The organism is Delftia sp. WSY_10 (assembly GCF_043104705.1).
GTDB classification, from domain to species: Bacteria; Pseudomonadota; Gammaproteobacteria; order Burkholderiales; family Burkholderiaceae_C; genus Comamonas; species Comamonas tsuruhatensis.
The window spans coordinates 564236-589594 of record NZ_JBICKY010000012.1; the positions used below are offsets into that span (position 1 = coordinate 564236).

27 protein-coding genes are annotated in these 25359 nt (G+C 69.4%); 22 read left to right on the plus strand and 5 right to left on the minus strand.

The features are described from left to right. Positions 1-13: 13 nt before the first annotated feature. The gene (locus ACF8ML_RS04655) at positions 14-427 is read right to left on the minus strand and encodes a lysozyme inhibitor LprI family protein (RefSeq protein WP_016448801.1); all 414 of its coding nucleotides are present in this window, start codon (positions 425-427) and stop codon (positions 14-16) included. A gap of 224 nt (positions 428-651) precedes the next feature. Here ACF8ML_RS04655 and ACF8ML_RS04660 point away from each other — a divergent pair, with 224 nt between their 5' ends. From ACF8ML_RS04660 to ACF8ML_RS04710, 11 genes are all read left to right on the plus strand, one after another. Further along, entirely contained in the window at positions 652-1512 is an 861-nt protein-coding gene (locus ACF8ML_RS04660; RefSeq protein ID WP_392406461.1) for a transporter substrate-binding domain-containing protein, read from the plus strand. Positions 1513-1607: 95 nt separating this feature from the next. Then, positions 1608-2522 (plus strand): transporter substrate-binding domain-containing protein, encoded by a 915-nt coding sequence (locus ACF8ML_RS04665; protein ID WP_047327839.1) that lies wholly within the window; start codon positions 1608-1610, stop codon positions 2520-2522. Then, positions 2519-3337 carry a transporter substrate-binding domain-containing protein gene (locus ACF8ML_RS04670; protein WP_016448804.1) on the plus strand — a complete coding sequence of 273 codons (819 nt, stop codon included), beginning with the start codon at positions 2519-2521 and terminating at the stop codon, positions 3335-3337. The genes ACF8ML_RS04665 and ACF8ML_RS04670 overlap by 4 nt, the downstream gene beginning before the upstream one ends. Next, the gene (locus ACF8ML_RS04675) at positions 3334-4893 is read left to right on the plus strand and encodes an FAD-binding oxidoreductase (RefSeq protein ID WP_047327828.1); all 1560 of its coding nucleotides are present in this window, start codon (positions 3334-3336) and stop codon (positions 4891-4893) included. Before ACF8ML_RS04670 ends, ACF8ML_RS04675 begins: the two co-directional genes overlap by 4 nt. Further along, positions 4890-6161 carry an aminotransferase class I/II-fold pyridoxal phosphate-dependent enzyme gene (locus ACF8ML_RS04680; RefSeq protein WP_047327829.1) on the plus strand — a complete coding sequence of 424 codons (1272 nt, stop codon included), beginning with the start codon at positions 4890-4892 and terminating at the stop codon, positions 6159-6161. Before ACF8ML_RS04675 ends, ACF8ML_RS04680 begins: the two co-directional genes overlap by 4 nt. After that, entirely contained in the window at positions 6158-6907 is a 750-nt protein-coding gene (locus ACF8ML_RS04685; RefSeq protein ID WP_013800583.1) for an amino acid ABC transporter permease, read from the plus strand. The genes ACF8ML_RS04680 and ACF8ML_RS04685 overlap by 4 nt, the downstream gene beginning before the upstream one ends. After that, entirely contained in the window at positions 6897-7718 is an 822-nt protein-coding gene (locus tag ACF8ML_RS04690; protein ID WP_047327830.1) for an amino acid ABC transporter permease, read from the plus strand. The genes ACF8ML_RS04685 and ACF8ML_RS04690 overlap by 11 nt, the downstream gene beginning before the upstream one ends. Next, positions 7705-8706 carry an amino acid ABC transporter ATP-binding protein gene (locus tag ACF8ML_RS04695; protein WP_284702778.1) on the plus strand — a complete coding sequence of 334 codons (1002 nt, stop codon included), beginning with the start codon at positions 7705-7707 and terminating at the stop codon, positions 8704-8706. The genes ACF8ML_RS04690 and ACF8ML_RS04695 overlap by 14 nt, the downstream gene beginning before the upstream one ends. A 25-nt stretch (positions 8707-8731) precedes the next feature. Next, positions 8732-9403, plus strand: coding sequence for a cysteine dioxygenase family protein (locus ACF8ML_RS04700; RefSeq protein WP_047327832.1), 672 nt, complete (start codon positions 8732-8734; stop codon positions 9401-9403). After that, positions 9400-10623, plus strand: a complete 1224-nt coding sequence (gene metC, locus ACF8ML_RS04705) for a cystathionine beta-lyase (protein WP_047327833.1) — start codon at positions 9400-9402, stop codon at positions 10621-10623. The genes ACF8ML_RS04700 and metC overlap by 4 nt, the downstream gene beginning before the upstream one ends. A 682-nt stretch (positions 10624-11305) precedes the next feature. Continuing rightward, positions 11306-11575, plus strand: a complete 270-nt coding sequence (locus tag ACF8ML_RS04710; RefSeq protein WP_047327834.1) for a hypothetical protein — start codon at positions 11306-11308, stop codon at positions 11573-11575. A 400-nt stretch (positions 11576-11975) separates the two neighbouring features. Here the strand turns inward: ACF8ML_RS04710 and ACF8ML_RS04715 are convergent, their stop codons facing one another. Beyond that, positions 11976-14189, minus strand: coding sequence for a rhodanese-like domain-containing protein (locus tag ACF8ML_RS04715; protein WP_392406465.1), 2214 nt, complete (start codon positions 14187-14189; stop codon positions 11976-11978). Positions 14190-14423: 234 nt separating this feature from the next. Between ACF8ML_RS04715 and ACF8ML_RS04720 the strand changes: the two genes are divergently transcribed. Then, positions 14424-15413, plus strand: a complete 990-nt coding sequence (locus ACF8ML_RS04720; RefSeq protein WP_016450776.1) for a tripartite tricarboxylate transporter substrate binding protein — start codon at positions 14424-14426, stop codon at positions 15411-15413. A gap of 15 nt (positions 15414-15428) precedes the next feature. Here the strand turns inward: ACF8ML_RS04720 and ACF8ML_RS04725 are convergent, their stop codons facing one another. After that, the gene (locus tag ACF8ML_RS04725; protein ID WP_013800576.1) at positions 15429-15845 is read right to left on the minus strand and encodes a tautomerase family protein; all 417 of its coding nucleotides are present in this window, start codon (positions 15843-15845) and stop codon (positions 15429-15431) included. Positions 15846-15906: 61 nt separating this feature from the next. Continuing rightward, positions 15907-16713: an SDR family oxidoreductase gene (locus ACF8ML_RS04730; protein ID WP_046241455.1), complete on the minus strand. Its 807-nt coding sequence runs from the start codon at positions 16711-16713 to the stop codon at positions 15907-15909. A gap of 162 nt (positions 16714-16875) precedes the next feature. Between ACF8ML_RS04730 and ACF8ML_RS04735 the strand changes: the two genes are divergently transcribed. From ACF8ML_RS04735 to ACF8ML_RS04750, 4 genes are all read left to right on the plus strand, one after another. After that, a complete protein-coding gene (locus ACF8ML_RS04735) occupies positions 16876-17403 on the plus strand; it encodes a helix-turn-helix domain-containing protein (RefSeq protein WP_047327842.1) in 528 nt (175 codons plus the stop codon). Positions 17404-17411: 8 nt separating this feature from the next. Next, positions 17412-18215, plus strand: coding sequence for an AraC family transcriptional regulator (locus ACF8ML_RS04740; protein ID WP_034397167.1), 804 nt, complete (start codon positions 17412-17414; stop codon positions 18213-18215). Positions 18216-18308: 93 nt separating this feature from the next. Further along, a complete protein-coding gene (locus ACF8ML_RS04745; RefSeq protein ID WP_034397168.1) occupies positions 18309-18929 on the plus strand; it encodes a GlxA family transcriptional regulator in 621 nt (206 codons plus the stop codon). A gap of 13 nt (positions 18930-18942) precedes the next feature. Next, positions 18943-19872, plus strand: coding sequence for a DMT family transporter (locus tag ACF8ML_RS04750; RefSeq protein WP_392406466.1), 930 nt, complete (start codon positions 18943-18945; stop codon positions 19870-19872). 41 nt (positions 19873-19913) lie between these two features. Here ACF8ML_RS04750 and ACF8ML_RS04755 read toward each other — a convergent pair whose 3' ends face one another. Then, the gene (locus tag ACF8ML_RS04755; RefSeq protein WP_047327844.1) at positions 19914-20477 is read right to left on the minus strand and encodes a fasciclin domain-containing protein; all 564 of its coding nucleotides are present in this window, start codon (positions 20475-20477) and stop codon (positions 19914-19916) included. A 312-nt stretch (positions 20478-20789) separates the two neighbouring features. Here ACF8ML_RS04755 and ACF8ML_RS04760 point away from each other — a divergent pair, with 312 nt between their 5' ends. The 6 genes from ACF8ML_RS04760 to ACF8ML_RS04785 all read left to right on the plus strand — a co-directional run bounded on the left by ACF8ML_RS04760 (position 20790) and on the right by ACF8ML_RS04785 (position 25337). Beyond that, positions 20790-21761 (plus strand): ferritin-like domain-containing protein, encoded by a 972-nt coding sequence (locus ACF8ML_RS04760; RefSeq protein ID WP_392406467.1) that lies wholly within the window; start codon positions 20790-20792, stop codon positions 21759-21761. A 91-nt stretch (positions 21762-21852) separates the two neighbouring features. Then, entirely contained in the window at positions 21853-22095 is a 243-nt protein-coding gene (locus ACF8ML_RS04765; protein WP_047327846.1) for a hypothetical protein, read from the plus strand. 46 nt (positions 22096-22141) lie between these two features. Next, on the plus strand, positions 22142-23512 hold the full coding sequence (locus tag ACF8ML_RS04770; RefSeq protein ID WP_392406468.1) for an Nramp family divalent metal transporter: 1371 nt from the start codon (positions 22142-22144) through the stop codon (positions 23510-23512). A gap of 149 nt (positions 23513-23661) precedes the next feature. Beyond that, the gene (locus tag ACF8ML_RS04775) at positions 23662-24141 is read left to right on the plus strand and encodes a rhodanese-like domain-containing protein (RefSeq protein ID WP_392406470.1); all 480 of its coding nucleotides are present in this window, start codon (positions 23662-23664) and stop codon (positions 24139-24141) included. Between the two features lie 12 nt (positions 24142-24153). After that, positions 24154-25068: a serine O-acetyltransferase EpsC gene (gene epsC / locus ACF8ML_RS04780; RefSeq protein WP_013800567.1), complete on the plus strand. Its 915-nt coding sequence runs from the start codon at positions 24154-24156 to the stop codon at positions 25066-25068. After that, complete coding sequence (locus tag ACF8ML_RS04785; protein ID WP_392406472.1) at positions 25065-25337, plus strand: multiprotein-bridging factor 1 family protein; 273 nt, start codon at positions 25065-25067, stop codon at positions 25335-25337. Before epsC ends, ACF8ML_RS04785 begins: the two co-directional genes overlap by 4 nt. The last annotated feature ends 22 nt before the right edge of the window (positions 25338-25359 follow it).

Below are 25359 nucleotides of genomic sequence, written 5' to 3' on the forward strand. Positions count from 1 at the left end.
AGCGTCCCCGCCCTCAGGGCTTCTTGTCCAGCTGCATTTCCCAGGACTTGAGCTGCTTGGCGCGGGCGCGGGCGAAGTCGCTCCAGCAGTTGGTGCGCGCATCGTCCTTGGCAAAGCTGGCCGAGTTGAATTCAGAGAGGAACTCGCAGGCACTGCGCGCGTACTGCACCCAGTTTCTCTGCGCCACTTCCAGCTCTTCCGAAGCCTGGGGCATGCGCGCCTTGAGCTTGAGCGACAGCGAGACGTAGGCGGCATTGACCAGGGCCACGTTCTGCTCCTGCAGGCAGGCACGCACCTCGGACATGTTGGTGGAGCTTTCCTCGCAATTGCCAGAACTCGTGGGGTTGGCGGCCCGGGCCACGGGGCTGGCACACAACAGGGCAGCGCAGGCGAGAGGGGCGAGTAGGGACGCTAGGGCTTGGTGCATGGAAGAGGGCTCGCTGGGAGGTGCCGGTGGGCGCAGCACCCCGGCCGTCGCGATTACACCATCGACCCGCCCTGCCTCGGGCCCACATTTCCCTGGTGATCACCCTGATGCAGCGACGCAAAGCGCATAAACATGCTCCCAAAGCTTTGTTGCCGTGGGTCAAGGGCGGCCAGAAGATGCAGGCGTACGCATCTTTCGTTCGTCCCGACCGCCCCGCTCCCGCCATGCACACAAGCCCCACCCTGCGCCGCCAGCCCCGCGCCACCCTTTCCGCATCCCTGACCTTCATCGCCGCCGCGCTGGCCCTGGCCTGCACCCAGGCCCGGGCCGATGCCACGCTGGACAAGATCAAGCAGCGCGGCAAGGTCACCATTGGCGTGCTGGTCAATGGCGGGCCCTTCGGCTCCATCGACCCGTCCACCCAGCAGCTGGTGGGCTGGAACCCCGAGCTGGCACGCGCCCTGGCCAAGGGCCTGGGCGTGGAGGCCGAGCTGGTCCAGGTGCAGACCGCCACGCGCGTGCAGTTTCTGCAGGCCAGCAAGGTGGATCTGCTGATCGCCTCCATGGAGCTGAACCCCGACCGTGCCGAGACCCTGGGCTACGCGCCCACGCCCTTCTACCGCGTGGGCGGCATTGCCGCCGTGCGCAAGGGCAGCGGCATCGCCAAGTGGGAAGACCTGCGCGGCAAGCCCGTGTGCGTGTCCCAGGGCAGCAGCTTTGCCAAGCCGCTGGCCAGCGAGTACGGCGCCCAGGTGCATGGCTACAAGAGCTCGTCGGACTCGCTGCTGGCGCTCAAGGGCGGCAACTGCGTGGCCGCCGTGCATGACAGCACGCTGATCTACCCGCTGCTGCGCAGCAACCCCGAATGGGCGCAGTACTCGGCCCCCATCGCCGGCGAGGTGCTGCCCGCGCCTTCCGTGGTCTGGACCCGCAAGGGCGAGGCCGACACCATCGCCGCCGTGGACAAGGTGGTGCAGGACTGGCACCGCACGGGCTGGCTGATCGCCGCCGAAAAGCGCGTGGGCATCGAGCCGGCCAACCCGCTGCTGCCCGAGCTGCAGGCCAAGTTCAAGTCCGCCAGCTGACCGCCGACCGCCACGGCGGTCCACCCCTGCTTTTTTTCGACCACCCAGGCCCCGCAAGACGGGGCCGGGCCTTCCGTTCCCTGATGGATTCACGCATGCCCCGCCTTCTTCCCCCCCTTGCCGCCGCCCTGGCCCTGCTGCTGGGCGCCGGTGCCGCCCACGCCGATGCCACGCTGGACAAGATCAAGCAACGCGGCAAGCTGTCCGTGGGCATTGATGGCGCCAGCCCGCCGTTCGGCATGCTGGACCCCGCCACCGGCAAGACCGGCGGCTACCAGACCGAGCTGGCCGCCGACATCGCGCGCCGCCTGGGCGTGCCGCTGGAGACGGTTCCCGTGACGGCCTCCACGCGCGTGCAGTTCCTGCAAAGCGGCAAGGTGGACCTGTTGATCGCCAACATCCAGTGGACGCAGGAGCGCAGCGAGATCCTCTCGTTCGCGCCCACGCCCTATGACCTGATCGGCGGCGGCGCCCTGGTGGCCAAGGCCAGCGGCATCAAGCGCTGGGAAGACCTGCGCGGCAAGGTGGCCTGCGTGTCGCAGGGCAGCAACTTCGCCAAGCCCCTGGCCGAGAGCTATGGCGCCGTGGTCAAGGGCCTGCGCGGCATTCCCGAGTCGCTGCTCGCGCTCAAGGGCGGCACCTGCGCGGCTTCGGTCCATATCCAGCCCGCCCTTTATGAAAAGCTCACCGGCCCGAATGCGGCAGAGTGGAAGGACTTCGAGCTGGGCACGCAGGACCAGTTGATTCCCTCGCCCACCGTGGTGTGGACGCGCCGTGGAGAGGCCGACACCCAGGCCTTCGTGGACAAGGCCATACAGGACTGGCACCGCACGGGCTTTCTGCTCAAGGTGGCCCGCGCCAGCGGCGTGCCCGACACCTGGATCGCCGAGCGCCACGAACGCGCGCTGAAGGGCCAGTTCGACCGCGCGCCCTACGACTTCGCGGTGTATGCGGCAGCACAAGCCGATGCGCAGGCAACCCAGGCCGCCGCCAAAGAAGCCAAGCCATGAAGCCGACTCGCACCGCACTGGCGGCCCTGCTCGCCCTCACGGCCCTGGCAGCCCATGCCGACGCCACGCTGGACCGCATCAAGCAGCGCGGCAAGATCGTGGTGGGCGTGATGCTTTCGGGGCCGCCGTTCGGCACCATCGACCCCGTCACGCAAAGGCACGTGGGCTACAACGTGCAGCTGTCCGAAGGCGTGGCCAAGGGCCTGGGCGTGGGGGTGGAGACCGTGCAGGTCCAGCCGTCCAACCGCGTGCAGTTCCTGCAGCAGGGCAAGGTGGACATCCTGATCGCCAACATGCAGTGGACGCAGGAGCGCAGCGAGATCCTGTCCTTCGTGCCCACGCCGTTCGAGGAAGTCGGCGGCGCCGCCATCGCCAAGAAGGGCAGCGGCGTGCGCCAGTGGGACGACCTGCGCGGCAAGCCCGTGTGCGTGTCGCAGGGCAGCAATTTCACCAAGCCGCTGGCCGATCAATACGGTGCCCAGATCAAGGCCTTCCGGGGCCAGCCCGAGTCGCTGCTGGCCCTCAAGGGCGGCAACTGCGCAGCCGCCGTGCATGTCAGCCCCACGCTGCGCGAACTCGTGGCCAGCAATGCGGACTGGAAGGACTACGAGATCGTCTCGCCCGCCGACATCATTCCCTCGCCCTCGGTGATCTGGCTGCGCAAGGGCGAGTCCGACACGCAGGCGGCCATCGACCGCATCGTGCAGGACTGGCACCGCACGGGCTGGCTGATCGAGGTGGAGCAGCGCAACGGCATGACGCCCACGCCGCTGCTGCACCAGCTGCACGACAAGTTCAGGAAGGCGCCCGCATGAGCACCAACACCCACACCCGCACCAACACCAGCACCAGCGGCCACATCACCGGCCCCGCCGACCTCATCACCGCGCTGCGCCACGCCCTGGGCGATGCCCATGTGCTCACGGGTGCCGATGCGGCCGGCTACCTGACCGACCAGCATGGCCGCCTCACGGGCCAGGCCCTGGCCGTGGCACGGCCTGCCGACACGGCCCAGGTGGCGCAGCTGGTGCGCCTGTGCCGCGCCCACCGCACGCCCATCGTGGCCCAGGGCGGCAACACCGGGCTGATGGGCGGCGCCACGCCCGACGCCTCGGGCCACGCCGTGCTGCTGTCGCTGGCGCGCCTGAACCGCGTGCGCGCCATCGACACCGACAACGACACCCTGACCGTGGAAGCCGGCGCCGTGCTGGCCCATGTGCAGCAGGCAGCGCGCGATGCGGACCGGCTGTTTCCCCTCAGCCTGGGCTCCGAGGGCAGCTGCACCATTGGCGGCAACCTGTCCACCAACGCGGGCGGCACCCAGGTGCTGCGCTACGGCAACGCGCGCGAGCTGGTGCTGGGCCTGGAAGTGGTGACGGCCGAGGGCGACATCTGGAACGGCCTGCGCGGGCTGCGCAAGGACAACACCGGCTATGCGCTGCGCGACCTGTACGTGGGCAGCGAAGGCACGCTGGGCATCATCACGGCGGCCACGCTGCGCCTGCATCCGCTGCCCCGCGCCCAGCACACGGCCCTGCTGGCCTTTGGCTGCATACGCGATGCGGTGGCCTTCCTCAGCCAGGCGCGGGCGGGCTTCGGCGCCAGCCTGACGGCGTTCGAGCTGATGTCGGACACGGCACTGGGCCTGATAGCCCGCCATGTGCCCGAGCAGCCGATACCGCTGGCGCTCAACGCGCCCTGGTTTGCGCTGATCGAGCTGTCCGACAGCGAGGGCGAGGACCATGCGCGCCAGCGCTTCGAGTGCGTGGTGGGCCAGGCCTTCGAGGACGGCCTGGTCACCGATGCCGCCATTGCCGAGAGCCTGCAGCAAAGCCAGGCCCTGTGGCGGCTGCGCGACCAGGCCCTGGGCGAGGCCCAGCGGCGCGACGGCCGCAACATCAAGCACGACGTGTCGGTGCCCATCTCGCGCATCCCCGACTTTCTTGCGGCCACGGCCGCGCTGCTGCAGGCGCGCTTTGGCGCGGTGCGGCCCGTGGCCTTCGGGCACCTGGGCGACGGCAACCTGCACTACAACGTCTCGCACGCGCCGGACAGCACGCCCGCGCAGCTGTTTGCCCAGGAAGACGCCATCCACGAGGTGGTGCACGACAGCGTGCACGCCCACGGCGGCTCCATCAGCGCCGAGCACGGCGTGGGCCAGACCAAGCGCGACCTGCTGCCCCGCTACAAGAGCGCCGTGGAGCTGCAGCTCATGCGGCGTCTCAAGCAGGCCTTCGACCCGCTGGGCCTGCTCAATCCCGGCAAGGTGCTGCAAGCCCTGCCGGACGATTTGCCGCATGACTTGCCGCACGACTTGCCGCAGGTTTCTCCAACGCCAGCCGCCGCATTCCAGGAAGGCACCACGCCATGACCACGCCCTTTCCCCTTTCGCAGCGCGTGCAGCGCGTCAGGCTCTCGCCCAATGCCGCGGCCAGCGCGCGGGCCACGGCCCTGGCCCGCCAGGGCCGCGACATCATTGCGCTGACCACGGGCGAGCCCGATTTCGACACGCCCGAGCCCATCAAGCAGGCCGCCATCGCGGCCCTGGCCCGTGGCGAAACCAAGTACACGCCCACGCCCGGCACGGCCGCGCTGCGCCAGGCCATCAGCGCCAAGTACCGGCGCGAGAACGGTCTGGACTTCGACGCCGGGCAGATCATCGTCAGCAACGGCGGCAAGCAGGTGATCTACAACGCGCTGGCGGCCACGCTGGACGCGGGCGACGAGGTCATCGTGCCCGCGCCGTACTGGCCTTCGTTTCCCGACATCGTGCGCGTGAACGACGGCACGCCGGTCATCGTGGACTGCGGCATTGAGCAGGGCTTCAAGCTCACGCCGGCCGCGCTGCAGGCCGCCATCACGCAGCGCACGCGCTGGCTGGTGCTGAACACGCCGGGCAACCCCTCGGGCGCCGTCTACAGCCGCGAGGAACTGGCCGCCCTGGCCCAGGTGCTGCGCCTTCATCCGCAGGTGCTGGTGCTGCTCGACGAGCTGTACGAGCACATCTGGTTCACGCCCCAGGCCCCCGCGCACTGGCTGGCCGTGGCCCCCGACCTGCGCGAGCGCACGCTGCTGGTCAACGGCGTCTCCAAGACCTATGCCATGACCGGCTGGCGCATCGGCTGGGGCGCAGGCCCGGCCGCGCTGGTGCAGGCCATGGTGGTGATCCAGTCGCAGGCCTCGTCAGGCCCCAATTCCGTGGCCCAGGCCGCAGCCGCGGCGGCGCTGCAGTCGCCCGACCAGAGCTTTGTGCAGCAGGCCCGCAACGCCTATGCGCGGCGCGCGCAACGGGTCACCCAGGCGCTGGCCCAGGTGCCGGGCCTGGCCCTGCTGCCGCCGGGCGGATCGTTCTTTGCCTTTGTGCACTGCGGCGCGCTGATAGGCCATCTGCGCCCCGACGGCCAGCCCATCTCCAGCGACACCGACCTGACCGAATGGCTGCTGGAGTCCGAAGGCGTGGCTGCCGTGGATGGCGGGGCCTACGGCCTGTCGCCCTACTTCCGCATCTCCACCGCCGCCAGCGACGAGGTGCTGGTCGAGGCCACGGCCCGCATCGCACGCGCCGTGGCCGCGCTGAAAGACCCCGCTGCGCAAGCGCAAGCGCATGCACAGCCGGCCGCCCTGGAGGCCGTGCCATGAACGACAGCCTGCTTGCCCAGGGCGTGCAAGCGCTCAAGGGCCTGGGCCTGAACTACGCCTTCGTGCTGGACGTGGCCGAGCGCCAGGCCTTTGTGCGCGGCATGTTCGTGACCGTGCAGCTGGCCCTGCTGACCATTGCCGGCAGCCTGGCGGCCGGCGTGGCGCTGGCGGCGGCCCTGACCTCGGGCCGCGCCTGGCTGGCGCGGCCTGCGCGCGCCTTTGTGGAGGTCACGCGCAACACGCCCACGCTGGTGCAGCTGTACTGCGCCTTCCTGGTGCTCAACATGCTGATCACCCAGCAGCTGCGCGACTGGGGCGCGGGCAACAACCCGCTCACGCCCTTTGTCTGGGTGGTGATCGTGGTCTCGCTGCACAAGGGCGTGTTCCATGCCGAGGCGCTGCGCGCCGGCATCGAGGCCGTGCCCGCCACCACGCTGGAGGCCGCGCGCTCGCTGGGCTTTTCGCAGCGCCAGCTGCTGGTGCGCGTGCAGCTGCCGCTGGCCGTGCGCTTTGCCCTGCCCTCGCTGACCAACAACCTGGTGGACCTGGTGAAGATGACGGCCGTGGCCTCGGCCATTGCCGTGGGCGACGTGACCTACGAGTCCATCATGATCTGGTCCCAGCGCGACAACGTGCTGGAGCTGCTGCTGCTCATCCTGCTGTGGTTCGGCCTGCTGACCTGGCTGGTCAGCCTGGCGGGCCGCTGGCTGGAACAACACCTGAGGATGCCCGGCTATGGCCAATGAAGCCACCCTGAACCCCGGCGCCGGGCCCCGTCCGCTGCCCGCCGCCCTGCTGCGCGCGGCGCGCAGCCCCTGGCTGATCGCAGGCGCCGCACTGCTGGCCCTGTGCGCCTGCTGGGCCGCCACGGACAGCGCCCCGCCCGCCTTCGTGCACCTGTGGAAATGGCTGCCTGCGCTGCTGCGCGGCCTCCTGGTCAACATCGAGATCAGCGTGCTGGCCGTGGCCATCGGCACCGTGGCCGGCCTGGTGCTGGGCGCCCTGTCGCTGTCGCCCACGCCGGCCGTGCGCACCGGCGTGCGCTGGTACGTGCAGCTGTTTCGCAATGCGCCCATCCTGGTGCTCATCTACTTCACCACCTATGTGTTCCCGTTCGAGCTGAAGCTGGTGGGCTGGACCTTTCCGTTCCCCGACTGGGTCAAGGTGGTGCTGGGCCTGGCCCTGCCCACCAGCGCCAACGTGGCCGAGATCTTCCGGGGCGCCATCCAGTCCATTCCCAGCGCGCAGTGGGAGGCAGCCCAGTCGCTGGCCTTTCGCCGCAGCGAGATCTTCCGCCTCATCGTGCTGCCGCAGTGCGTGCGCCGCATGCTGCCGCCGTGGATGAACCTCTACGCCAGCATCACCATGAGCACCTCGCTGGCCTCGCTGGTGGGCGTGCACGACGTGGTGGACACCGCCCAGATCGCCAGCAACACCGTGGCACGCACGGACTTCACCATCCTTGTGTACTTCACGCTGCTCGCGCTTTTCTTTGCCTATTGCTATCCCATTGCGCGCGCCACCCGCGCCCTGGAGCGACGCCATGAAAATCACTGAAACGCTCCCCCTGAGCGGCTTCGCCGCTTCCCCCTCTCTCGCTTCGCGGGAGGGGGACGACACCTTCGCTGCGGGGCGGCCCTTGCTTGGCGTCCCTGAGTCGGGCAGCGCTGGCACACACCACGTCACCCAAGCGGTGCATAGTGCCGCCTCGGCAGATTCCGGCACGGCGCCCGCACTGGTCCACCTGCAGGATGTGCACCTGTCCTTTGGCGACAACCAGGTGCTCCAAGGCATCGACGTGCAGGTGCGGCGCGGCGAGGCGGTGACCATCATCGGGCCCTCGGGCTCGGGCAAGTCCACCATCCTGCGCTGCATCACCGGCCTGCTGCGGCCCCAGCGCGGCGCCATCTCGGTGGCGGGCACGCGCGTGGACCAGCTGCGCACCGAGGCCGAGCTGATCGCCCTGCGCAAGCGCGTGGGCTTCGTCTTCCAGCAGTACAACCTGTTCCCCCATCTGTCGGTGCTGGAGAACCTGGTCATCGCCCCCACGCGCGTGGTCGGCCGCGACCGCGCCACGGCCGAGCGCGAGGCCCGCGCCCTGCTGCAGAAGGTGCGCCTGGACCACAAGGAATCCGCCTACCCCGGCGAGCTGTCCGGCGGCCAGCAGCAGCGCGTGGCCATTGCGCGCGCCCTGGCCATGCGGCCCGAGCTGATCCTGTTCGACGAAGTGACCTCGGCCCTGGACCCCGAGACCGTGGGCGAGGTGCTGACCGTGATCCGCGACCTGGTCAGGGACGGCATGACCTGCGTGCTGGTCACGCACGAAATGCGCTTTGCCGAAGAGGTCAGCGACCAGGTCTATTTCACCGAGGCCGGCCGCATCGTCGAGCACGGCCCGGCCGCCCAGATCTTCGGCAGCCCGCGCAGCGAGCGCACGCGCGAATTCCTGCAGCGCGCCCTGGGCGATGGTGCCCGGCCCAGGCCTGCGCCAGCCGCCCCGGTAACAACGCCGCTGCCCTTCAACAGCCTGCGCTTTGCCCTTTGATCCCCCACCTCCAGGAGCACATCCCATGACCGCAGAAACAACGACTGAAACCCCGGCCGGCACAGGCGCAGATACAGGCACCCATACAGACGCCGCCGCCCTGCGCCGCCAGGCCGTGGACGCCGCCCTGGCCGACGTGCGCCAGCTGCTGCAGGCCAGCTCGCCCGACCGCAGCACCCTGTCGGCCATCACCGCACGCCTGGAGCAGCTGGCCGCGCACAAGGCCTTGTTCAGCCGCGCGGACTTTCCCCCGCCCGCGCAGACCGAAGGCGTGGGCGCCTCCACGCGCTACCGCCTCAACCCGGCCGATGGCGATGCGGGCCTGGCCCTTTACCTGAACTCCATCAACCCCGGCAAGACCACGGCGCCGCACAACCACACGACCTGGGCCGTGATCGTTGCCGTCGAAGGCCAGGAGCTCAACCGCCTCTACGAGCGCACGGACGACCGCAGCGACCCCGCACGCGCCAGCATCCACCTGGCGCGCGAATTCACCGTGCAGCCGGGCGCCTCCATCGCCTTCCTGCCCGATGACATCCACAGCATTGCCGTCGTGGGCGAGCAGCCCACGCTGCACTTCCATCTCTACGGCCAGCCGCTGGAAACCCTGAGCGGCCGCGTGGCCATCGACCCCGACACCGGCGAAGTCAAGAACTACAACGCCGCCTACTTCCGTCCCAGCGAGGCCGTGGCATGAGCATCCCCCAAGACAAGCAACGGCCCCTGGGCCCGTCGACCCGCCTGCTGCACGCAGGCACGCCGCCGCTGCAGGGCGGCTCCGGCCCCGTCAACGTGCCCGTGGTGCGCACCAGCACCGTGCGCTTTGCCGACAGCGCCGCCTACGCCGACCTGCACCACCGCCGCGAGGCCGGCGAGCGCGTGGCCTCCTACGGCCGCCACGGCCTGGACACGCACCGCGCGCTGGAAGACGCCGTGGTCGCGCTGGAGGGCGGGCACCGCGCATTTCTCACGCCCTCGGGCCTGTCCGCCATCACCCTGGTGCTCATCGCCCTGCTCTCGCCCGGCAACCATGCCCTGGTGGCCGACAGCGTCTACTCTCCCGTGCGCCGCGTGGACGCCACCTTGCTGCAGCGCCTGGGCATCACGCTGGAGTACTTCTCGCCCTCGCGCGACGATCTGGCCGGCAAGATCCGCCCCAACACCCGCCTGGTCTACCTGGAATCGCCCAGCTCCCTGCTCTACGAGGTGCTGGACCTGCCCGCCCTGGCCGCCGTGGCACGCCAGCACGGCATTGCCGTGGCCACCGACAACACCTGGAGCGGCGGCTGGTTCTACCAGCCCCTGGAGCACGGCGCCAACCTCTCCATACAGGCCGCGACCAAGTACATCGCCGGCCACTCCGACGTGATGCAGGGCATCGTCATCACCGACGGCCCCGCGCTGTCGAAGAAGATATCCACCGCCTACGAGGCCCTGGGCCTGACCATAGGCGCCGACGACGCCTACCTCGCCCTGCGCGGCCTTCGCACCCTGCCCGTGCGCCTGGCCCAGCACCAGCGCCACGCCACCGAAATCGCCCAGTGGCTGGAGCAGCAGCCCCAGGTCGGCCGCGTCTTCTACCCGGCCCTGCCCTCCGATCCCGGCCATGCGCTGTGGAAGCGGGACTTCAGCGGGGCGAGCGGGCTGGTGTCATTCGCGTTTGCCGAAGGGGTGGACGCCGGTGCCGGCGCCGTGTTCGTTGACTCGTTGCGGCAGTTTGCACAGGGGGCTTCCTGGGGTGGGTACGAGAGCCTGGCCCTGGTGGCGCAGCCTGAGCGGTTGCGGGAGCACAGTGTGTGGACGGGGACTGCGCCTGTGGTGCGGTTGCATGTGGGGCTGGAGGATCCTTTGGATCTGATTGCGGATCTGGAGAGGGGGTTTGGGGGAGTGGTTGAGCGGTTCAGGCTGGCTGCCTGAGCTCCCTTTTTGACTCTGTCGCGCCTCTGGCGACAGAGGCCGGGTCTCGGCCCGGCAGCCGACTGCCCTTTCTTGATTCGCCAAGAAAGGTCAGATCAAAGAAGGCGACCCGGATGTCCGCGACCCCTTCGCTTCGCTGCGGGGCAACCTGCGTCGTGGCGATTGCGGGGTTCGCCGTGAAACTCTCTTCGCGCTACGCGCTACGTTCAAACATCACGGCGAGTCAGATGACGAAGCAGTCCTGTCCTTCGGCAGGACTGCAACCCCGCAACCACCACGCCGCAGGCGCTGACATACGGGGAGTTTGCCCGGGCCGTCGCTGCGCTCGGCCTTTTTTTGAGCGCGCTTGTCGTCCAAAGCCTCTATCATTTCGACCGGCCCCCTGTTCAGGGGCTGGTGCGTAAGAACACCGATCGCAGCTGGTGCTGGCCTCCCCATCAGAGAGGCCTTGTCGCGTCTGAATACTTCGGATCGTGGGGCATTCCCACGTCCATCAGTTTTGGACGGGATGGGGCTACCCGCAAGGATGTCCGCACGGCGTTGCACGTGTTCTTAACATCCCGTCCACCTGCTCATGCGTAAGAACATGCGTTGGTGACTGAAGACTCGCAACGGAGCACGCAACCATGCATACAGCGTCCATAAGCCTCGCAACCCTCACCATCACACGGAGGGTCAGGCCATGAAGCAGGAAACACGATCCACCAGCGCCAGAGCTACGCAGCTGAACTTCTCCATCACCGAGGTGAACCGAATGGTCCAGATGAGCTGCAACGAGGTCTCTTCCATCTCCCAGCTTGCCCAGGCGTGGCTGCTATCGCCCGACGGCATGCGCGATACCGACGTGGTGACCAACGCCTTGCGCACCATCCAGCACAGCGCCGAACGGCTTGCCACCTACGTGGAAGACGAGATCTATCTTCTGCGCAACACCGCCAAACCCGAAGTCTGAAGCAGCATGCAAAACAGCCGAGCGCAACAATGGCGCATCGGCTGTTTTGCATTTCCGGCTGTTGGCTATTGGCTGTTCCCCAGCCTCCCCCCTTCTGCCCACGCCTGCGTTGGGCGGGATGCGGGGTGGCAGCCCTGCCGAAGGACAGGGCTGCTTCGTCATCTGACTTGCCGCAGTTGTTTGAGCGGCGCGCGAAGCGCAAAGCGAGTTCTGCGGCACACCCCGCATCCCGCCCAACGCAGGTCGCCCGCAGCGAAGCGAAGGGTCGTGGGCAGTTTGGGGCGCGCTTCTTTGCCTACTTTCTTATCGCGCGATAAGAAAGTAGGTCGGCCGCCGGGCCGAAACCCGGCCTCGAAAAACAACCACCCGGCAGGGACAAAAAGCAGACCCAGAGCCAGACTCAAACAGCAGGCACCAGCCGAATCTCAGAAGCCCACCCATCCCGCTCCAACTGCTCAACCAACCCCAACTCCCAATCCAGATAAGCCCGAAACCCCGCATCCCTCAACCCCAGATCCCGATGCGCATAAGGGCTGTACCACTGGTCATCATCCCCCGTCAGCACATCCGCATCCCCCTGCCCCAGCGGCAGCCCGGCAGCAGCCCAGGCAGAAGTGCCGCCGACGACGGAGCGCACATCGCGCCCCGTACGCGCCGCCAGTTCGGCCGCCACGCTGCGCGCCAGCACGCCGTCCGGCGAGGTGAGCACCACCACTTGGGCTGGCGGCAGGGCCTGCACGAAGGAGGGCAGACGATCAGGCACGGCAAAGCGCGCACCGGCGATGTGCTGCTTCTCGAAAGCGGGCCGGCTGTCCACGTCGAAGACGATGGCCCGGCCTTCGCCCAGCAGCTCCTGCGCCTGCTGCACGGACAGCTGCGGCGCAGGCGCGTGGGAGGCGAGCACGCGCACGGGTTCGGCGCCGACCTCCAGGGTGGCCAGCGTGGGCGGAACGTAGGTGAAGACTTCCCAGCCCAGCTGGGCCAGCCAGGCGCCGGTGGTGAGGGCGCGCACGCCGTCCCAGTCGGCCAGCACGATGCGTGCGCCGCGCGTGGCCGCGTATTCGTCGGTGGCCTGCACGAGCTGGCCGCCCGGCGCCCAGCGCCAGCCGGGCAGGTGGCCGGCCTGGTATTCCTCGCGGGTGCGCACGTCGAAGCGGTAGAGCGTGCGTTCGGTGGCTTCGGACTCGAAGCGGGCCAGTTCGGCCGCATCAATGGATTGCACGCCCGCGCGCTGCGCCACGCTGGCTGCGCGCTCGCGGGCGGTGGCCAGGGCGACGGCGCCGGGCTCGGGCAGCGGGGTGCGGCGGCCATGGGCGAGCCTGCGGCCGGTGAGCAGCCAGTCCATGGTGCCGTTGCGCAGCGAGACGACAGGGTTGGGGATGCCGGCGTCGATCAGGGTCTGCGCGCCCACGATGGAGCGCGTGCGGCCCGCGCAGTTGACGACGACCAGGGTTTGCGGGTCCGGGGCGATTTCGCCGATGCGGTAGACCAGTTCGGCCCCCGGCACGCTGAGCGCAAAGGGCAGGCTGAAGGCCGCGAATTCCTCGGGGGTGCGGCTGTCGACGACGACGATGTTGTCGCCGCGCTGCACGCGCGCGCCCAGCTCGTCCGAGGTGATCCAGGGCGTGTGCTTTTCATGCTCGATGACTTCGCCGAAGGCCTTGCTGGGCACGTTGGTGCCGCTGAAGATTTCCAGCCCCTCGGCCGCCCAGCCTTCGGTGCCGCCTTCGAGCACGGAGACATTGGGCCAGCCCAGGCGCACGAGCTTGGCCGCAGCCTCATGGGCCAGGGAGCCGTCTGCGTCCACCAGCACGATGCGCGTGCCCCGACGCGGCACCAGGCGGTCGATGAGCTGCTCCAGCCGCCAGGCCGGGGCGGGCGCCGCGAACAGGAGGTGGCGGTGCGCGAAGACACCGGCCTCGCGCACGTCGAGCACGGCGATTTCCTCGCCATCGGCCAGGGCCTGCCGGAGCGCGGCGGGCGTGACCAGCGCATGGCGAATGGACTTGGGCGGGCCGAAGGTGCGGAAGCTGCCACCCTCCAGGCTCTCGAAGACCACCCGCTCGGGCATGCGCTCCAGGCCGCGCCCGTAGAAGTGCAGGTGCAGGCCGGGCTCCTCGCCGATCAGCTCGATGGTGTGCACGTCGGTGGGCGTGAGCACCACCGAGGTTCCGCTGCCCACATCGACGCTGCGCCCCACCGCCAGGGTGTCGCGCAGCGGGTCGTCGGTCTTGCTGCGCGTGAAGAACACGTTGCGCTCCACGCCTTCGACGCCCGCGATGATGGCCCAGGTGGTGTGGTCATGCGGCGGCTGGGACTTGCCCGGCAGGCCGGTGGACAGGTACAGCGCATAGCGCCCGCCCAGGTCTTCGCTGAGGCGGTAGACCTGGGCCGGGTTGCTGGCCGAGACGGGGAAGTGCGCGTGCGGGAACAGTTCGCGCTGCAGGCCCAGCGCCTCCAGCTCGCGGGCCACGGCCTGCAGTTGCTCGGGCGTGGCCCGCTCGGGATCGGGGAGCAGGCGCCGGGCCGTGGCGATGAAGCCGGTGATGGCGGCTGCGCGGCGGCTGGCCACGTCGCTGCCGCTGAAGTCGATGGAGAGATGGGTCTGTGTCATGGGAGTGCCTGGGAGGAAGTTCGCGGGAGGACACGAAGTTAGGCCTCTCCCGCCCCGGCGCCAACGACGCATTGCAGATATGGATATGAGCTTTGGGCACTGCGCGCGCATGCGTGGCGCAAGCGTGACGCACGTTGTGCGGCAGCCGCATATGCATAGCCGCAATGCTTAGTTCACGCCGCGCCAGGAGCCTCCCAGACTGCGGGCATCGACTCTCTGCACTCCGGCATTCCCATGATCCGCACCCCGTCTGCGCTGCGCGCACTGCTGCTTCCCCTGTTCTCCGCCCTGGCCCTGCACGCGCCTGCGGCCCTGGCCTCGGCCGACAGCTTTCCGAACAAGCCGGTGCGCATCATCGTGCCCGTGGCGCCCGGGGGCAGCGCCGACAAGCTCACGCGCACGCTGGCCGACAAGCTGGCCGCGCTGTGGGGCCAGTCGGTGGTGGTGGAGAACGTGGCCGGGGCCAGCGGCACCATCGGCGCGGCCAAGGTGGCCAAGGCCGCGCCCGATGGCTACACCCTGCTGCAGCAGGGCGAGGGCCTCACGCTCAACGGCCTGCTGTTCGCCCAGTTGCCCTACGACACGCAAAAGGCCTTCACGCCCATCATCAAGGCCGTGGTCAATCCGCAGGTGCTGGTGGTCAACCCCGGCACGGGCCTGAACACGCTGGGCGACTACCTGGCCCGCGCCAAGGCCAAGCCGCAAAGCATCAGCCTGGGCCTGCCCGGCAATGGCGGCATTGCCCATGTGGCGCATGAAATCCTCACGCAGGAGACGGGCGCCAAGGTCAACTACATCCCCTACCCGGGCGGTGGCCCCGCCGCGCTGGACGTGCTGGGCGGCCACACCGACGCCACGCTGATCACGCTGGCCGCCGTGACCGAGTACGTGCGCGCCGGCAAGCTGCGCGCCCTGGCCGTGACCACGCCCTACCGCTCCGACGCCCTGCCCCAGGTACCCACCATGGCCGAGGCCGGCGTGCCCGGCTTCTCGGTGGAGAGCTGGCAGGGCTACTTCGCGCCGGCCGGCACGCCCGCGCCCATCGTCGCCAAGATCAACCGCGACCTGCAGACCGTGCTACAGGCCCCCGATGTGCGCGCGCAGCTGGAGCACATGGGCTTCAAGGTGGCGGGCGGCTCCCCGGCCGACCTGGGCCAGAGCCTGCAAAGCGAGCGCCCGCGCTACGCCCGCGCGATCCAGTCGGCGGGGCTGTCGCTGCGCTGAGGTGCAGGCAGGTCCTCAGAGGGGAGAGGGCCGATTGTCCAGGCGCCACTTCTCCCCCTCGGGCGTGCCCGGCACGGGCGGGCGCAGGCCCTGGATGCTCCACAGGCTGAAGGGTGTCTCGTCCACATGCATCTCCCAGCGCAGGCCACGGTCGGCAATGAAGGGGGACAGCTGCCGCCGCACGCCTTCGAGGAACCGTGTCTTGGTCTCCTCGTCGCGGATCTGCCGCGCGATATGGTCCACGGAGATGCGCACGAAATCATCCGCAGGCTCGCCGCCGATGAAGAACGAAGTGCGCGCCACGGCCTCGAACACCACGCCCACGTAAAAGCGCGGCAGGTCGCCGTAGACGGCCGTGATGCGCTGGGCGATGGCCTGTTTGTCTTCATCGCTGAAGGCGTTTTCGGGGTGGTAGATCTTCCACAGGGGCATGGCTTTCTCCGGGGGCAAAAAGAGGAGTATGGGAATCCGGGGTGGCGACGCAGCGCGGCCGTCAGGCCGGCTGGCCTGCATCCGCAGCCTGGTAGCGCGCCGCCGGCACGCCGCTGAGCGTCAACGCCTTGACGAGATTGGCGCGCGATTGGTCAAAGTCCAGCCAGGCGGTCGTGCTGCCCAGCGTGGGAAAGCAGATGGCCTCGCCCTGGTCCAGCGCCGCCAGGGCCGTGTCCACCAGGGTCTCGGGCGACATGAACAGGTGCTCGGGAAAAGGAGAAGGCTTGCCCCCGAAGAACTCCGAGCGCACCAGGCTGGGCATCACGGCCTGCACGGTGACGCCGCTGGGTGCCAGCTCGGCCTGCAGCGAGCGCGTGAAGCTCAGCACATAGGCCTTGGAGGCGCTGTAGCTGGAGGCGCCCGGCAAGGGCATCAGGGCCAGGATGGAGCCGATGTTGATCAGCGTGCCCCGGCCGCGCGTGGCGAACAGCCGCGCTGCCGCCAGCGACAGCCGCGTCAGCGCATGGATGTTGACCATGACCAGGCGGTCGACTTCGCGCGCATCCACCTGGGCCGCCGGACCCAGGGCGCCCAGGCCGGCGCAGTTGACCAGCATGGCTATGTCGCGCTGCCCATCGAACAGGGCCTCCACGCGCTGCAGGCCGGCGGCGTCGGCCAGGTCGGCCGCCACCACCTCGACCTGGCGGCCATGGTCGTCGCGCAGGCGCTGTGCCAGCGCCTGCAGCCGGTCCAGGCGGCGCGCGACCAGGATCAGGTCATGGCCGCGTGCGGCCAGGCGATCGGCATAGACGGCGCCGATGCCGGAGGAGGCGCCAGTGACGACGGCGGTGCCTTGATGCGTGCTCATGGGAGAAGTCCTTGCTTGGATCAAGCGGTGGTTGAAAGTGGCTTCAACTATAAACTTCAATCATTAGAGCTACAAGCACGCAATCCACCTTTGCGGGCCGGGCTTGCGTTTTGCTGAGACACTCCAGGCCTGCGACAACGCGAACAGACAACGAGGAATTCCATGCGATCCAAGAGCTTCGAGGGCATGGCCTGCTCGATCGCCACCACGCTGGAGGCCGTAGGCGACCGCTGGGCCATGCTGGTGCTGCGCGACCTGATGCTGGGCCTGAGCCGCTATGACGACCTGAGAAAGTCCACGGACATCACCAACGCCACGCTGACCGACCGCCTGCGCCAGCTGGAGCAGTCCGGCCTGGTCGAGCGCCGCCTCTACCAAAGCGGCCCGGACCGCTACGAGTACCTGCTCACGCCCAAGGGCCGCGACCTGTCCCTGGTGATCCAGGCGCTGGCCCAGGTCGGCGACCGGTGGCGCCTGCAGCAGCAGGCCCAGCCGCCCATGCGCTTTGTGCGTGCGCAATCGGGCACGCCCCTGCGGCTGGCGCTGGTGGAGGAGGAGTCGGGCCAGAGCGTGCCTTTTTCCGAGCTGCGCGTGGAGGCCGGCCCCGGCGCGGACGACCTGACGCGCTGGCGGCTGTCCAAGCTGGCCGCGCAGGCCAGGACGCCGGCAGCGGCCCCCGGCGCGGATTGAGACCGGCCATGGCCGCGCCCATACCCGGCAAGCGCCCCCAACGCGCCCTGACCTACCGCCGCCACTGCGCGCTGGGCGGCGTGGAAATCCTCAGCGGCCATGCCGTGCAGCACCGCTATCCGCGCCACTTCCACGACACCATGGGCATTGCCGTCATCCACGGCGGGCGCGAGCTGTGCTGGAGCCGGGGCGCCGAGCGCGAGTTCACGGGTGGCGATATCGCGCTGTTCAACGCCGGCGAGATCCACGACGGGCGCCCGGGCGGCGAGCAGGGTTGGACCTACGACATGCTGCATGTCGAGCCCGCCCGCATGCACGCGCTGCTGGGCGTGCGCGATGGCTGGTTCGACGCCGTCAGCCTGCGCGACCCGCAGACCCGGGCCTGCGCCCGGCAGTTGCTGCAAGGCCCGCAGGACGGCCTGGCCGCCGACGAGGCCCTGCTGGCGCTGCTGCGCCGCGTGGTGCACAGCCCCGGCCGGCCGCATGCGCCCGATGGCGCCAGCGCGGCGCTGCTGCGCGAGTTCATCGATGCCCATGCGGACCAGGAGCTGGGCGCCGCGCGGCTGGCCGCCGTCTGCGGGCTCAGTCCCGAGCACGCCATCCGCAGCTTCAGCCGCCGCTACGGCATCACCCCCCATGCCTACCACCAGGCCCGCCGCGCCGAAAGCGCCCGCGGCCTGCTGCGCGGCACGCTGGCGCTGAGCGAGGTGGCACTGTCGCTGGGCTTCTACGACCAGAGCCATTTCTCCAACTGGTTCCGCCGCGCGCACGGCGTGGCGCCTTCGCAGTACCGCCAGGCCATGCGGCCTTGAGCGGCCTTGAGCGGCCCGGCCTGATCAATTCCGTCCAAGACCGCGCGCTGCGGCCTGCCTAAGCTGCCACTCCTCGACAGACAGGAGTGGTGGATGAAGACCCGGACCGTTGGATTTTTCGTCTTTGATGGCGTGGTGCTGCTGGAGTTTGCAGGGCCTTTGCAGGTGTTCGACGTGGCCGCGCGCGTGGCGGTGCGGCGCGGGCTGGCGGCCTCGCCCCCGTTTCAGCCCGTGGTGATCAGCCGCAGCGGCGCCGCCGTGCGCACGCGCGAAGGCGTGGGCATACAGGCACAGGCCAGCCTGCAGGACCATCCCCCGCTGGACCTGCTGATCGTGGCCGGCGGCGCCCTGCAGGCCGAACTGGCCGCGCCCGAGGTTGCTGCCTGGCTGCGGCAGGTGGCCGGCAGCAGCGAGGTGACGGGCTCCGTCTGCGTGGGCTCCTTCCTGCTGGGGCGGGCGGGGCTCCTGGACCAGCGCGAGGCCACCACGCACTTCGAGGACACGGAAGACCTGCGCGCCATTGCGCCGGCTGCCCGCGTGAGCGCCGACAGGCTGTGGATCGATGAGGGCGCCATCGTCACCTCGGGCGGGTTTGCGGCGGGCATCGACATGGCCCTGCACCTGGTGGAGCGCCTGCTGGGCGCGGAGATCGCGGCCGAGACGGCACGCCAGCTCGAATACCGGCGGCGCAATGCCGCCGACCGGCAAGCGTGACGGGGCCATGCGCATGAACGGAAAGACAAGCTACTTGGCGCTGCTGGCCGTGGGCGGGCTGATCCTGAGCCTGTCCGGCGTGGCCGTGGCTTTCAGCAGCATGGGCACCAGCGCCATGGGCTTTTACCGCATGCTGCTGGGCGGCCTGGGGCTGGCCGGCTATGCCCTGTGGCGGGGCCTGCGCTGGCGCATGACGCGCCAGGCCCTGCTGTACGCCTGCCTGGCCGGCGCCGCGCTGGCGCTGGACCTGTACTGGTGGCACAAGAGCATACGCATGGTGGGGCCGGGCCTGGGCGCCATCCTGACCAACTGCCAGTCGTTCTTTCTGGCGGGGCTGGCCTGGGCGGTGTTCCGCGAGCGGATCACGGTCGTCTACTTCGTGGCGCTGGTGCTGGCGGCCACCGGCATCCTCATGGTGTCGGGCGCGGGGCTGCCCGTGGCCTCAGGCCCGGATTCGGCGTCCGAGCACTGGCTGGGCGTGGCCCTGGGCCTGGCCTCGGCGGCGGCCTATGCGCTGTGCGTGGTCTTCATCAAGAAGGGGCAGACCCCGCCGCACGCCACGCATCCGGCCGTCAACATGGCCGTGCTGTGCGCCGCCGCCGCGCCCTGCCTGCTGGCCGCCGCATGGCTGCAGGGCGAATCGCTGGCCATTGCCGGCGCAGCCGATTTCGGCACGCTGCTGCTGTACGGCCTGCTGGTGCAGGGCGTGGCCTGGCTCATGGTGAGCACGGCCGTGCCGCATGTGAAGGCCTCGCTGGCCGGCCTCATCCTGCTGGCCGAGCCCATAGGCACCTATGCCATCGACGTGCTGTTCTTCACCGCCCGGCCCACGCCGATGGCGCTGGCCGGCATGGCGCTGACGCTGGCGACCATCTATGCGGGATCGACCTATGGCGGAGCGCCCGCAAGGCGCATGGCGAAGGCGCAAGGCTCCGGCCACTGACCACGGCGGTCAGTGGCCGGCCCGCTCGCTGCCTGTGCCGCTCACTTGGGCAGCAGCACCTTGTCGATCACGTGGATCACGCCGTTGGACTGGTAGACGTCGGGGATGGTCACCGTGGCCATGCCGCCCTTTTCATCGGTCAGCATGATCTTGGAGCCGCTGGACTTGGCCACCAGCGTGCCGCCGCTGACGGTCTTGATGTTGGCCATGCCCTTGCCGTCCTTGATCATCTTGGACAGCGCCGCTGCATCCCACTTGCCGGCCACCACGTGGTAGGTCAGCACGGTGGTCAGCGTGCCCTTGTTCTCGGGCTTGAGCAGGGTGTCCACCGTGCCTGCGGGCAGGGCCTCGAAGGCGGCATTGGTGGGCGCGAACACGGTGAACGGACCCGGGCCCTTGAGCGTATCGACCAGGCCCGCCGCCTTGACGGCTGCGACCAGGGTGGTGTGGTCCTTGGAGTTGACGGCGTTGTCGATGATGTCCTTGGACGGCAGCATGGGTGCGCCGCCCACCATCACATCGGCCATGGCGGCCACGGAGGCAGCCGACATCACGATGGCCAGGCCGAACGAGGCCAGCTTGCGGGTGTTTTGAATCGAGACCATGGAATGCTCCTAGCGGGTTGATGACAAGCCGAACGATTCCGGCTGATCTGGATACGCAGCGCAGCGGGGTCTGGATTCAAAAAAGAAAAAGAAACGGCTGCATCCGCAAACCGTTACCTGCGCTTTCAATTGCGGCACATCCAGACCTGCGCGGCCTGCGTACTGCCGGATAGCGGGGACGCATCCCATTCCCCTGGAGCAGGTGGCCACCTCTTCAGTGGAACGCGCTTTCGCCACACCCGTGTGCTTTCGGCCGGAGGCACATTCTTCACGTTGACCGTTCGCGCCTGCCGCGAACCGAGAGGAACCATCATGTCCGACGAATCAGTGTTGATCGGGGTTTTGCAAAAACGTGCCAAGAAGCTGGAGGACAGGCGCCAGTTCTTCCGCAAGACCAGCGGCGTGGCCGTGGGCATGGCGGGCGGGGTGATCCTGTCCGCCTGCGGCGGCGGCGGGGGCGATGCGAATGCGCAGGCCAACGGGCCCACGGATGCGGAGATCCTGAACTTCGCCCTCAACCTGGAGTATCTGGAGTCGCAGTTCTATCACTACGCGGTGTTCGGCACCGGCCTGCCCGCCAACCTGCAGTCGGGCGTGGGCACGCAGGGGGCCATCACGGGCGGCCGTGCCGTGGCCTTCAAGGACCCCGTGGTGGCGCAGTACGCCAAGGAGATCGCCCAGGACGAGATCGCCCACGTGGCCTTCCTGCGCGCGGCGCTGGGCTCGGCCGCGGTGGCGCAGCCGCAGATCGACATCGGCGGAACCGACCCGAACGGCGCCTTCTCGGTGGCCGCGCGAGCGGCCGGGCTGGTGGGCGCGGGCACGGCCTTCGATCCCTATGCGAGTGACGAGAACTTCCTGCTGGGGGCCTTCATCTTCGAGGACGTGGGCGTCACCGCCTACAAGGGCGCATCGCCGCTGATCACCAACAAGACCTATCTGGAGGCAGCCGCCGGCATCCTGGCCGCCGAGGCCTACCACGCAGGCCTGGTGCGCACGGTGCTGTACGCCAAGGGACTGGCCACGCCCGCGCTGCGCACGGCGGCCGGCGCCATCTCGGATGCGCGCGACAGCCTGGACGGCTCCACCGACGTGGACCAGGGCATCACGGGGGATGCCACCACGTCCAACATCGTGCCGCTGGATGCCAACGGCATCGCCTACAGCCGCTCGCCGGGCGACGTGCTGAACATCGTGTACCTGACCAAGGACACGGCGACCAAGGGCGGGTTCTTCCCGTCCGGCGTGAACGGCTCGCTGGTGATGAGCAGCACCTACGCCTGACGCGGACCGCCCGCCTGCCCCGCACCGGCCGGGGCACGCGGGCTTCCCCGGGGCTGGCCCGAGACAAGCGTTCCCCTGCCAAGGAGTTGCCATGATGTCCCTTCTGCCTTCCTCATCCGCCCCCCGCACGCCGGCTCACACGCCGGGCCGCACGCCGCGGCGCCTGAAACCTTCCACCGTGGCGCGCCGCTGCGTGGGCAGCCTGATTCTGCTGGCCGGCGCGGTCATCGTGACCGCAGATCTCGTGGCGCTGTGGCGCGGCGCAGGCACTGATGCCGCACCCGCCGCCTCAGCCATGGCACCCGCCAGCGGCCTGGTGCCGACGGCCCGATAGGCATCCCACCCTGCAACCGCGTGCCCCCGCCGGCGGAAAGGCCCCCATGAACGACACCGTGCTTGCGGCCGAACAGGGCCGCTTAGGCGCCATCGAGCCGGACCACGGCCACGCGGGCACGCCCAGCCTGCCGCAGGTGCATCGCAGCATTGCCGTGCCGCGCGGCGACAGCCGCTCGGACAGCGCGCGCCGCGTGCTGGCGTTTGCCGGGCCCGGCTACATGGTGGCCGTGGGCTACATGGACCCGGGCAACTGGGCCACCTCCATCGCGGGCGGCTCGCAGTTCGGCTACTCGCTGCTGGCGGTGATCTTTGCCTCCAACCTGATGGCCATGCTGTTCCAGGCGGCGGCCGTGCGCCTGGGCCTGGCCAGCGGGCGGGACCTGGCCCAGGCCTGCCGCGCGCAGTTTTCCCCGCGCATCAACCTGGTGCTGTGGTTCTTCTGCGAGATCGCCATCGTGGCCTGCAATCTGGCCGAGGTGCTGGGCATGGCCATCGGCCTGAACCTGCTGTTCGGCCTGCCGCTGGTGGCCGGGGTATGCATCACGGTGGTGGATGTGATGCTGATCCTGGCGCTGCAAAGCCGGGGCTTTCGCTGCCTGGAGTCGGTGGTGATCGCCCTGGTGGCAGTGATCGGCCTGTGCTTTGCCGCCCAGCTGGTGTGGCTGCAGCCGCCCGTGGCGGCCGTGCTGCGCGGCCTGCTGCCGGGCATGGAGATCGTGGCCAATCCGCAGATGCTGTACCTGGCCGTGGGCATCGTGGGGGCCACGGTGATGCCGCACAACCTCTACCTGCATTCGTCCATCGTGCAGACACGCCGGCATGACACCACGCCCCAGGGCACGCGCCAGGCCATCCGCCTGGCCACGCTGGACTCCACGGTGGCGCTGGGTCTGGCGCTGTTCGTGAACGCCGCCATCTTGGTGGTGGCGGCCGGCGCGTTCAACCGGCCCGGCCAGGCGCCGGTGACCGAGCTGTCGGACGCCTACCACCTGCTGTCCCCGTTGCTGGGCGTGGGCATCGCCAGCGCGGTGTTCGGCGTGGCGCTGCTGGCCTCGGGGCTGAGTTCTTCGGTCACGGGCACGCTGGCCGGGCAGATCGTGATGGAAGGCTTCTTGCAGATCCGCCTGTCGCCCGCGCTGCGCGCCCTGCTGACGCGCTGCATCGCCATCGTGCCCGCCGTGGTGGCTACCGCCTGGTACGGCAGCACCGGCGCCAGCGCCCTGCTGGTGTTCAGCCAGGTGGTGCTGAGCCTGCAATTGCCGTTTGCCATCGTGCCGCTGCTGCTGTTCACCACGCGGCGCAAGACGCTGGGCGAGCTGGCCTTTGGCCCAAGGATGTCGGCGGTGCTGTGGGGCTGCGCGGCCCTGGTGGTGTCGCTGAACCTGTGGATGCTGCAGCGGCTGCTGACGGCCTGATCGCCCGAACCGGGCATGGCGCCGCGCGGCGCCTTCATAGACGTTTTGCTTCTATCAAACGCCGCTCTTGTTCGTTGGTGGCTTGCCGCGAAGTTCTTAGATTGGTGCCCATAGCCACCAACCCGCGAACTCTCCGCAAGGACGACGACATGACAGCCCTCACTTTGGAAACCGCCCTGTCCCGGGCGCTGCAGGAGGCACAGGACCACGCCCGCGCACAGGGGCTGGGCCACGCAGGCGGCGTGCGCCCGCCCGTGGCCTGGGCGCTGGTGCAGGCCGGCCAGGCCGTGCTGGTCGATGTGCGCACGGCCGAGGAACGCAAGTTCGTCGGCAAGGTGCCCGGCACCCTGCACGTGCCCTGGGCCACGCGCACGGCCCTGACGCGCAACCCGCGCTTTGCCCGCGAGCTGGAAGCGCGCCTGGCCCCGCACGGCGGCAAGGAGGCCGTGGCCCTGCTGCTGTGCCGCAGCGGCAAGCGCTCGGTGCTGGCGGCCCAGGCGGCCGCGCAGGCCGGGTTCGCCCATGTGTTCAACGTGCTCGAAGGCTTCGAGGGCGAGATCGACGCGCGCCAGCAGCGCGGCAAAAGCGACGGCTGGCGCTTCCACGGCCTGCCCTGGATTCAAGACTGAAGGAGCCCGCAGATGGCCAGTTTCGACATTGCCGGACTCACCCAGAACCTGCATGCGGCGCGCCGCGAATGGCGCGAGGCGCACGGCCGCACCCAGGAGCCCGGGGCGCGCGAATTTCCCTCGCGCGACGCGCTTTCCACCCTCATCGACCAGCTCAAGGCAGCCCTGTTTCCCATGCGCCTGGGCCCGCACGACCTGCGCCAGGAAAGCGAGGACATCTTCGTGGCGCACCAGCTGGACTCGGCCCTGCATGCGCTGCTGGGCCAGATACGGCTGGAGCTGCGGCTGTCCGCGCCCCACACGGCAGCGGGCGCCGATGCCATGGCGCTGGACATCGCCCGCGCCTTTGCCGAGTCCCTGCCCCAGATCCGCCGCCTGCTCGACAGCGACGTGCTGGCCGCCTTCCAGGGCGATCCCGCCGCGCGCAGCGTGGACGAGGTGCTGCTGTGCTATCCGGGCGTGCTGGCCATGATCCACCACCGCCTGGCCCACCAGCTGTACCTGCTGGAGCAGCCGCTGCTGGCGCGCATCGTGGCCGAGCTGTCGCATGCGCAGACGGGCATCGACATCCACCCGGGCGCGAAGATCGGGCGGGGCTTTTTCATGGACCACGGCACGGGCGTGGTGATCGGCGAGACCGCCGTGATCGGCGAGCGCGTGCGGCTGTACCAGGCCGTCACCCTGGGCGCCAAGCGCTTTCCCACCGACGAGCACGGCCACCTGCGCAAGGGCCTGGCGCGCCATCCGGTGGTGGAGGACGACGTGGTCATCTACGCGGGCGCCACCATCCTGGGCCGCGTCACGCTGGGGCGCGGCGCCGTCATCGGCGGCAATGTCTGGGTGACCGAGGACGTGCCGCCCGGCGCCCATGTCACCCAGGCCCATGCGCGCGAGCACGCGCAGCAGCCCAGGGAGGTGGCCCTATGAGCACCCGTCTTGTCACCAGCTTCAGCATTGCCGTGCGCCAGGCGCGCGAGGCGCATGGCTGGTCGCAGGAGCGGCTGGCCGAGCACTCGGACCTGAACCGCTCCTACGTGGGAGAGATAGAGCGCGGCCGCGTCATCGCCTCGCTGCTGACCGTGGAGAAGCTGGCCGTCTCGCTGGGCGTTCAGCCCTCGGCCCTGGTCATGCGCGGCGAAACCGTGGCCCACGACCAGCTGGTGCGCGGCCTGCGCTTGGCGGCTATAGCATGTTGAAGACATGTGCGCGGGCCGGGAC

Coding starts and splice junctions, on each gene's coding strand:
- ACF8ML_RS04655 (WP_016448801.1), bottom strand. CDS start 427: ATGCACCAAGCCCTAGCGTCCCTACTCGCCCCTCTCGCCTGCGCTGCC.
- ACF8ML_RS04660 (WP_392406461.1), top strand. CDS start 652: ATGCACACAAGCCCCACCCTGCGCCGCCAGCCCCGCGCCACCCTTTCC.
- ACF8ML_RS04665 (WP_047327839.1), top strand. CDS start 1,608: ATGCCCCGCCTTCTTCCCCCCCTTGCCGCCGCCCTGGCCCTGCTGCTG.
- ACF8ML_RS04670 (WP_016448804.1), top strand. CDS start 2,519: ATGAAGCCGACTCGCACCGCACTGGCGGCCCTGCTCGCCCTCACGGCC.
- ACF8ML_RS04675 (WP_047327828.1), top strand. CDS start 3,334: ATGAGCACCAACACCCACACCCGCACCAACACCAGCACCAGCGGCCAC.
- ACF8ML_RS04680 (WP_047327829.1), top strand. CDS start 4,890: ATGACCACGCCCTTTCCCCTTTCGCAGCGCGTGCAGCGCGTCAGGCTC.
- ACF8ML_RS04685 (WP_013800583.1), top strand. CDS start 6,158: ATGAACGACAGCCTGCTTGCCCAGGGCGTGCAAGCGCTCAAGGGCCTG.
- ACF8ML_RS04690 (WP_047327830.1), top strand. CDS start 6,897: ATGGCCAATGAAGCCACCCTGAACCCCGGCGCCGGGCCCCGTCCGCTG.
- ACF8ML_RS04695 (WP_284702778.1), top strand. CDS start 7,705: ATGAAAATCACTGAAACGCTCCCCCTGAGCGGCTTCGCCGCTTCCCCC.
- ACF8ML_RS04700 (WP_047327832.1), top strand. CDS start 8,732: ATGACCGCAGAAACAACGACTGAAACCCCGGCCGGCACAGGCGCAGAT.
- metC (WP_047327833.1), top strand. CDS start 9,400: ATGAGCATCCCCCAAGACAAGCAACGGCCCCTGGGCCCGTCGACCCGC.
- ACF8ML_RS04710 (WP_047327834.1), top strand. CDS start 11,306: ATGAAGCAGGAAACACGATCCACCAGCGCCAGAGCTACGCAGCTGAAC.
- ACF8ML_RS04715 (WP_392406465.1), bottom strand. CDS start 14,189: ATGACACAGACCCATCTCTCCATCGACTTCAGCGGCAGCGACGTGGCC.
- ACF8ML_RS04720 (WP_016450776.1), top strand. CDS start 14,424: ATGATCCGCACCCCGTCTGCGCTGCGCGCACTGCTGCTTCCCCTGTTC.
- ACF8ML_RS04725 (WP_013800576.1), bottom strand. CDS start 15,845: ATGCCCCTGTGGAAGATCTACCACCCCGAAAACGCCTTCAGCGATGAA.
- ACF8ML_RS04730 (WP_046241455.1), bottom strand. CDS start 16,713: ATGAGCACGCATCAAGGCACCGCCGTCGTCACTGGCGCCTCCTCCGGC.
- ACF8ML_RS04735 (WP_047327842.1), top strand. CDS start 16,876: ATGCGATCCAAGAGCTTCGAGGGCATGGCCTGCTCGATCGCCACCACG.
- ACF8ML_RS04740 (WP_034397167.1), top strand. CDS start 17,412: ATGGCCGCGCCCATACCCGGCAAGCGCCCCCAACGCGCCCTGACCTAC.
- ACF8ML_RS04745 (WP_034397168.1), top strand. CDS start 18,309: ATGAAGACCCGGACCGTTGGATTTTTCGTCTTTGATGGCGTGGTGCTG.
- ACF8ML_RS04750 (WP_392406466.1), top strand. CDS start 18,943: ATGAACGGAAAGACAAGCTACTTGGCGCTGCTGGCCGTGGGCGGGCTG.
- ACF8ML_RS04755 (WP_047327844.1), bottom strand. CDS start 20,477: ATGGTCTCGATTCAAAACACCCGCAAGCTGGCCTCGTTCGGCCTGGCC.
- ACF8ML_RS04760 (WP_392406467.1), top strand. CDS start 20,790: ATGTCCGACGAATCAGTGTTGATCGGGGTTTTGCAAAAACGTGCCAAG.
- ACF8ML_RS04765 (WP_047327846.1), top strand. CDS start 21,853: ATGATGTCCCTTCTGCCTTCCTCATCCGCCCCCCGCACGCCGGCTCAC.
- ACF8ML_RS04770 (WP_392406468.1), top strand. CDS start 22,142: ATGAACGACACCGTGCTTGCGGCCGAACAGGGCCGCTTAGGCGCCATC.
- ACF8ML_RS04775 (WP_392406470.1), top strand. CDS start 23,662: ATGACAGCCCTCACTTTGGAAACCGCCCTGTCCCGGGCGCTGCAGGAG.
- epsC (WP_013800567.1), top strand. CDS start 24,154: ATGGCCAGTTTCGACATTGCCGGACTCACCCAGAACCTGCATGCGGCG.
- ACF8ML_RS04785 (WP_392406472.1), top strand. CDS start 25,065: ATGAGCACCCGTCTTGTCACCAGCTTCAGCATTGCCGTGCGCCAGGCG.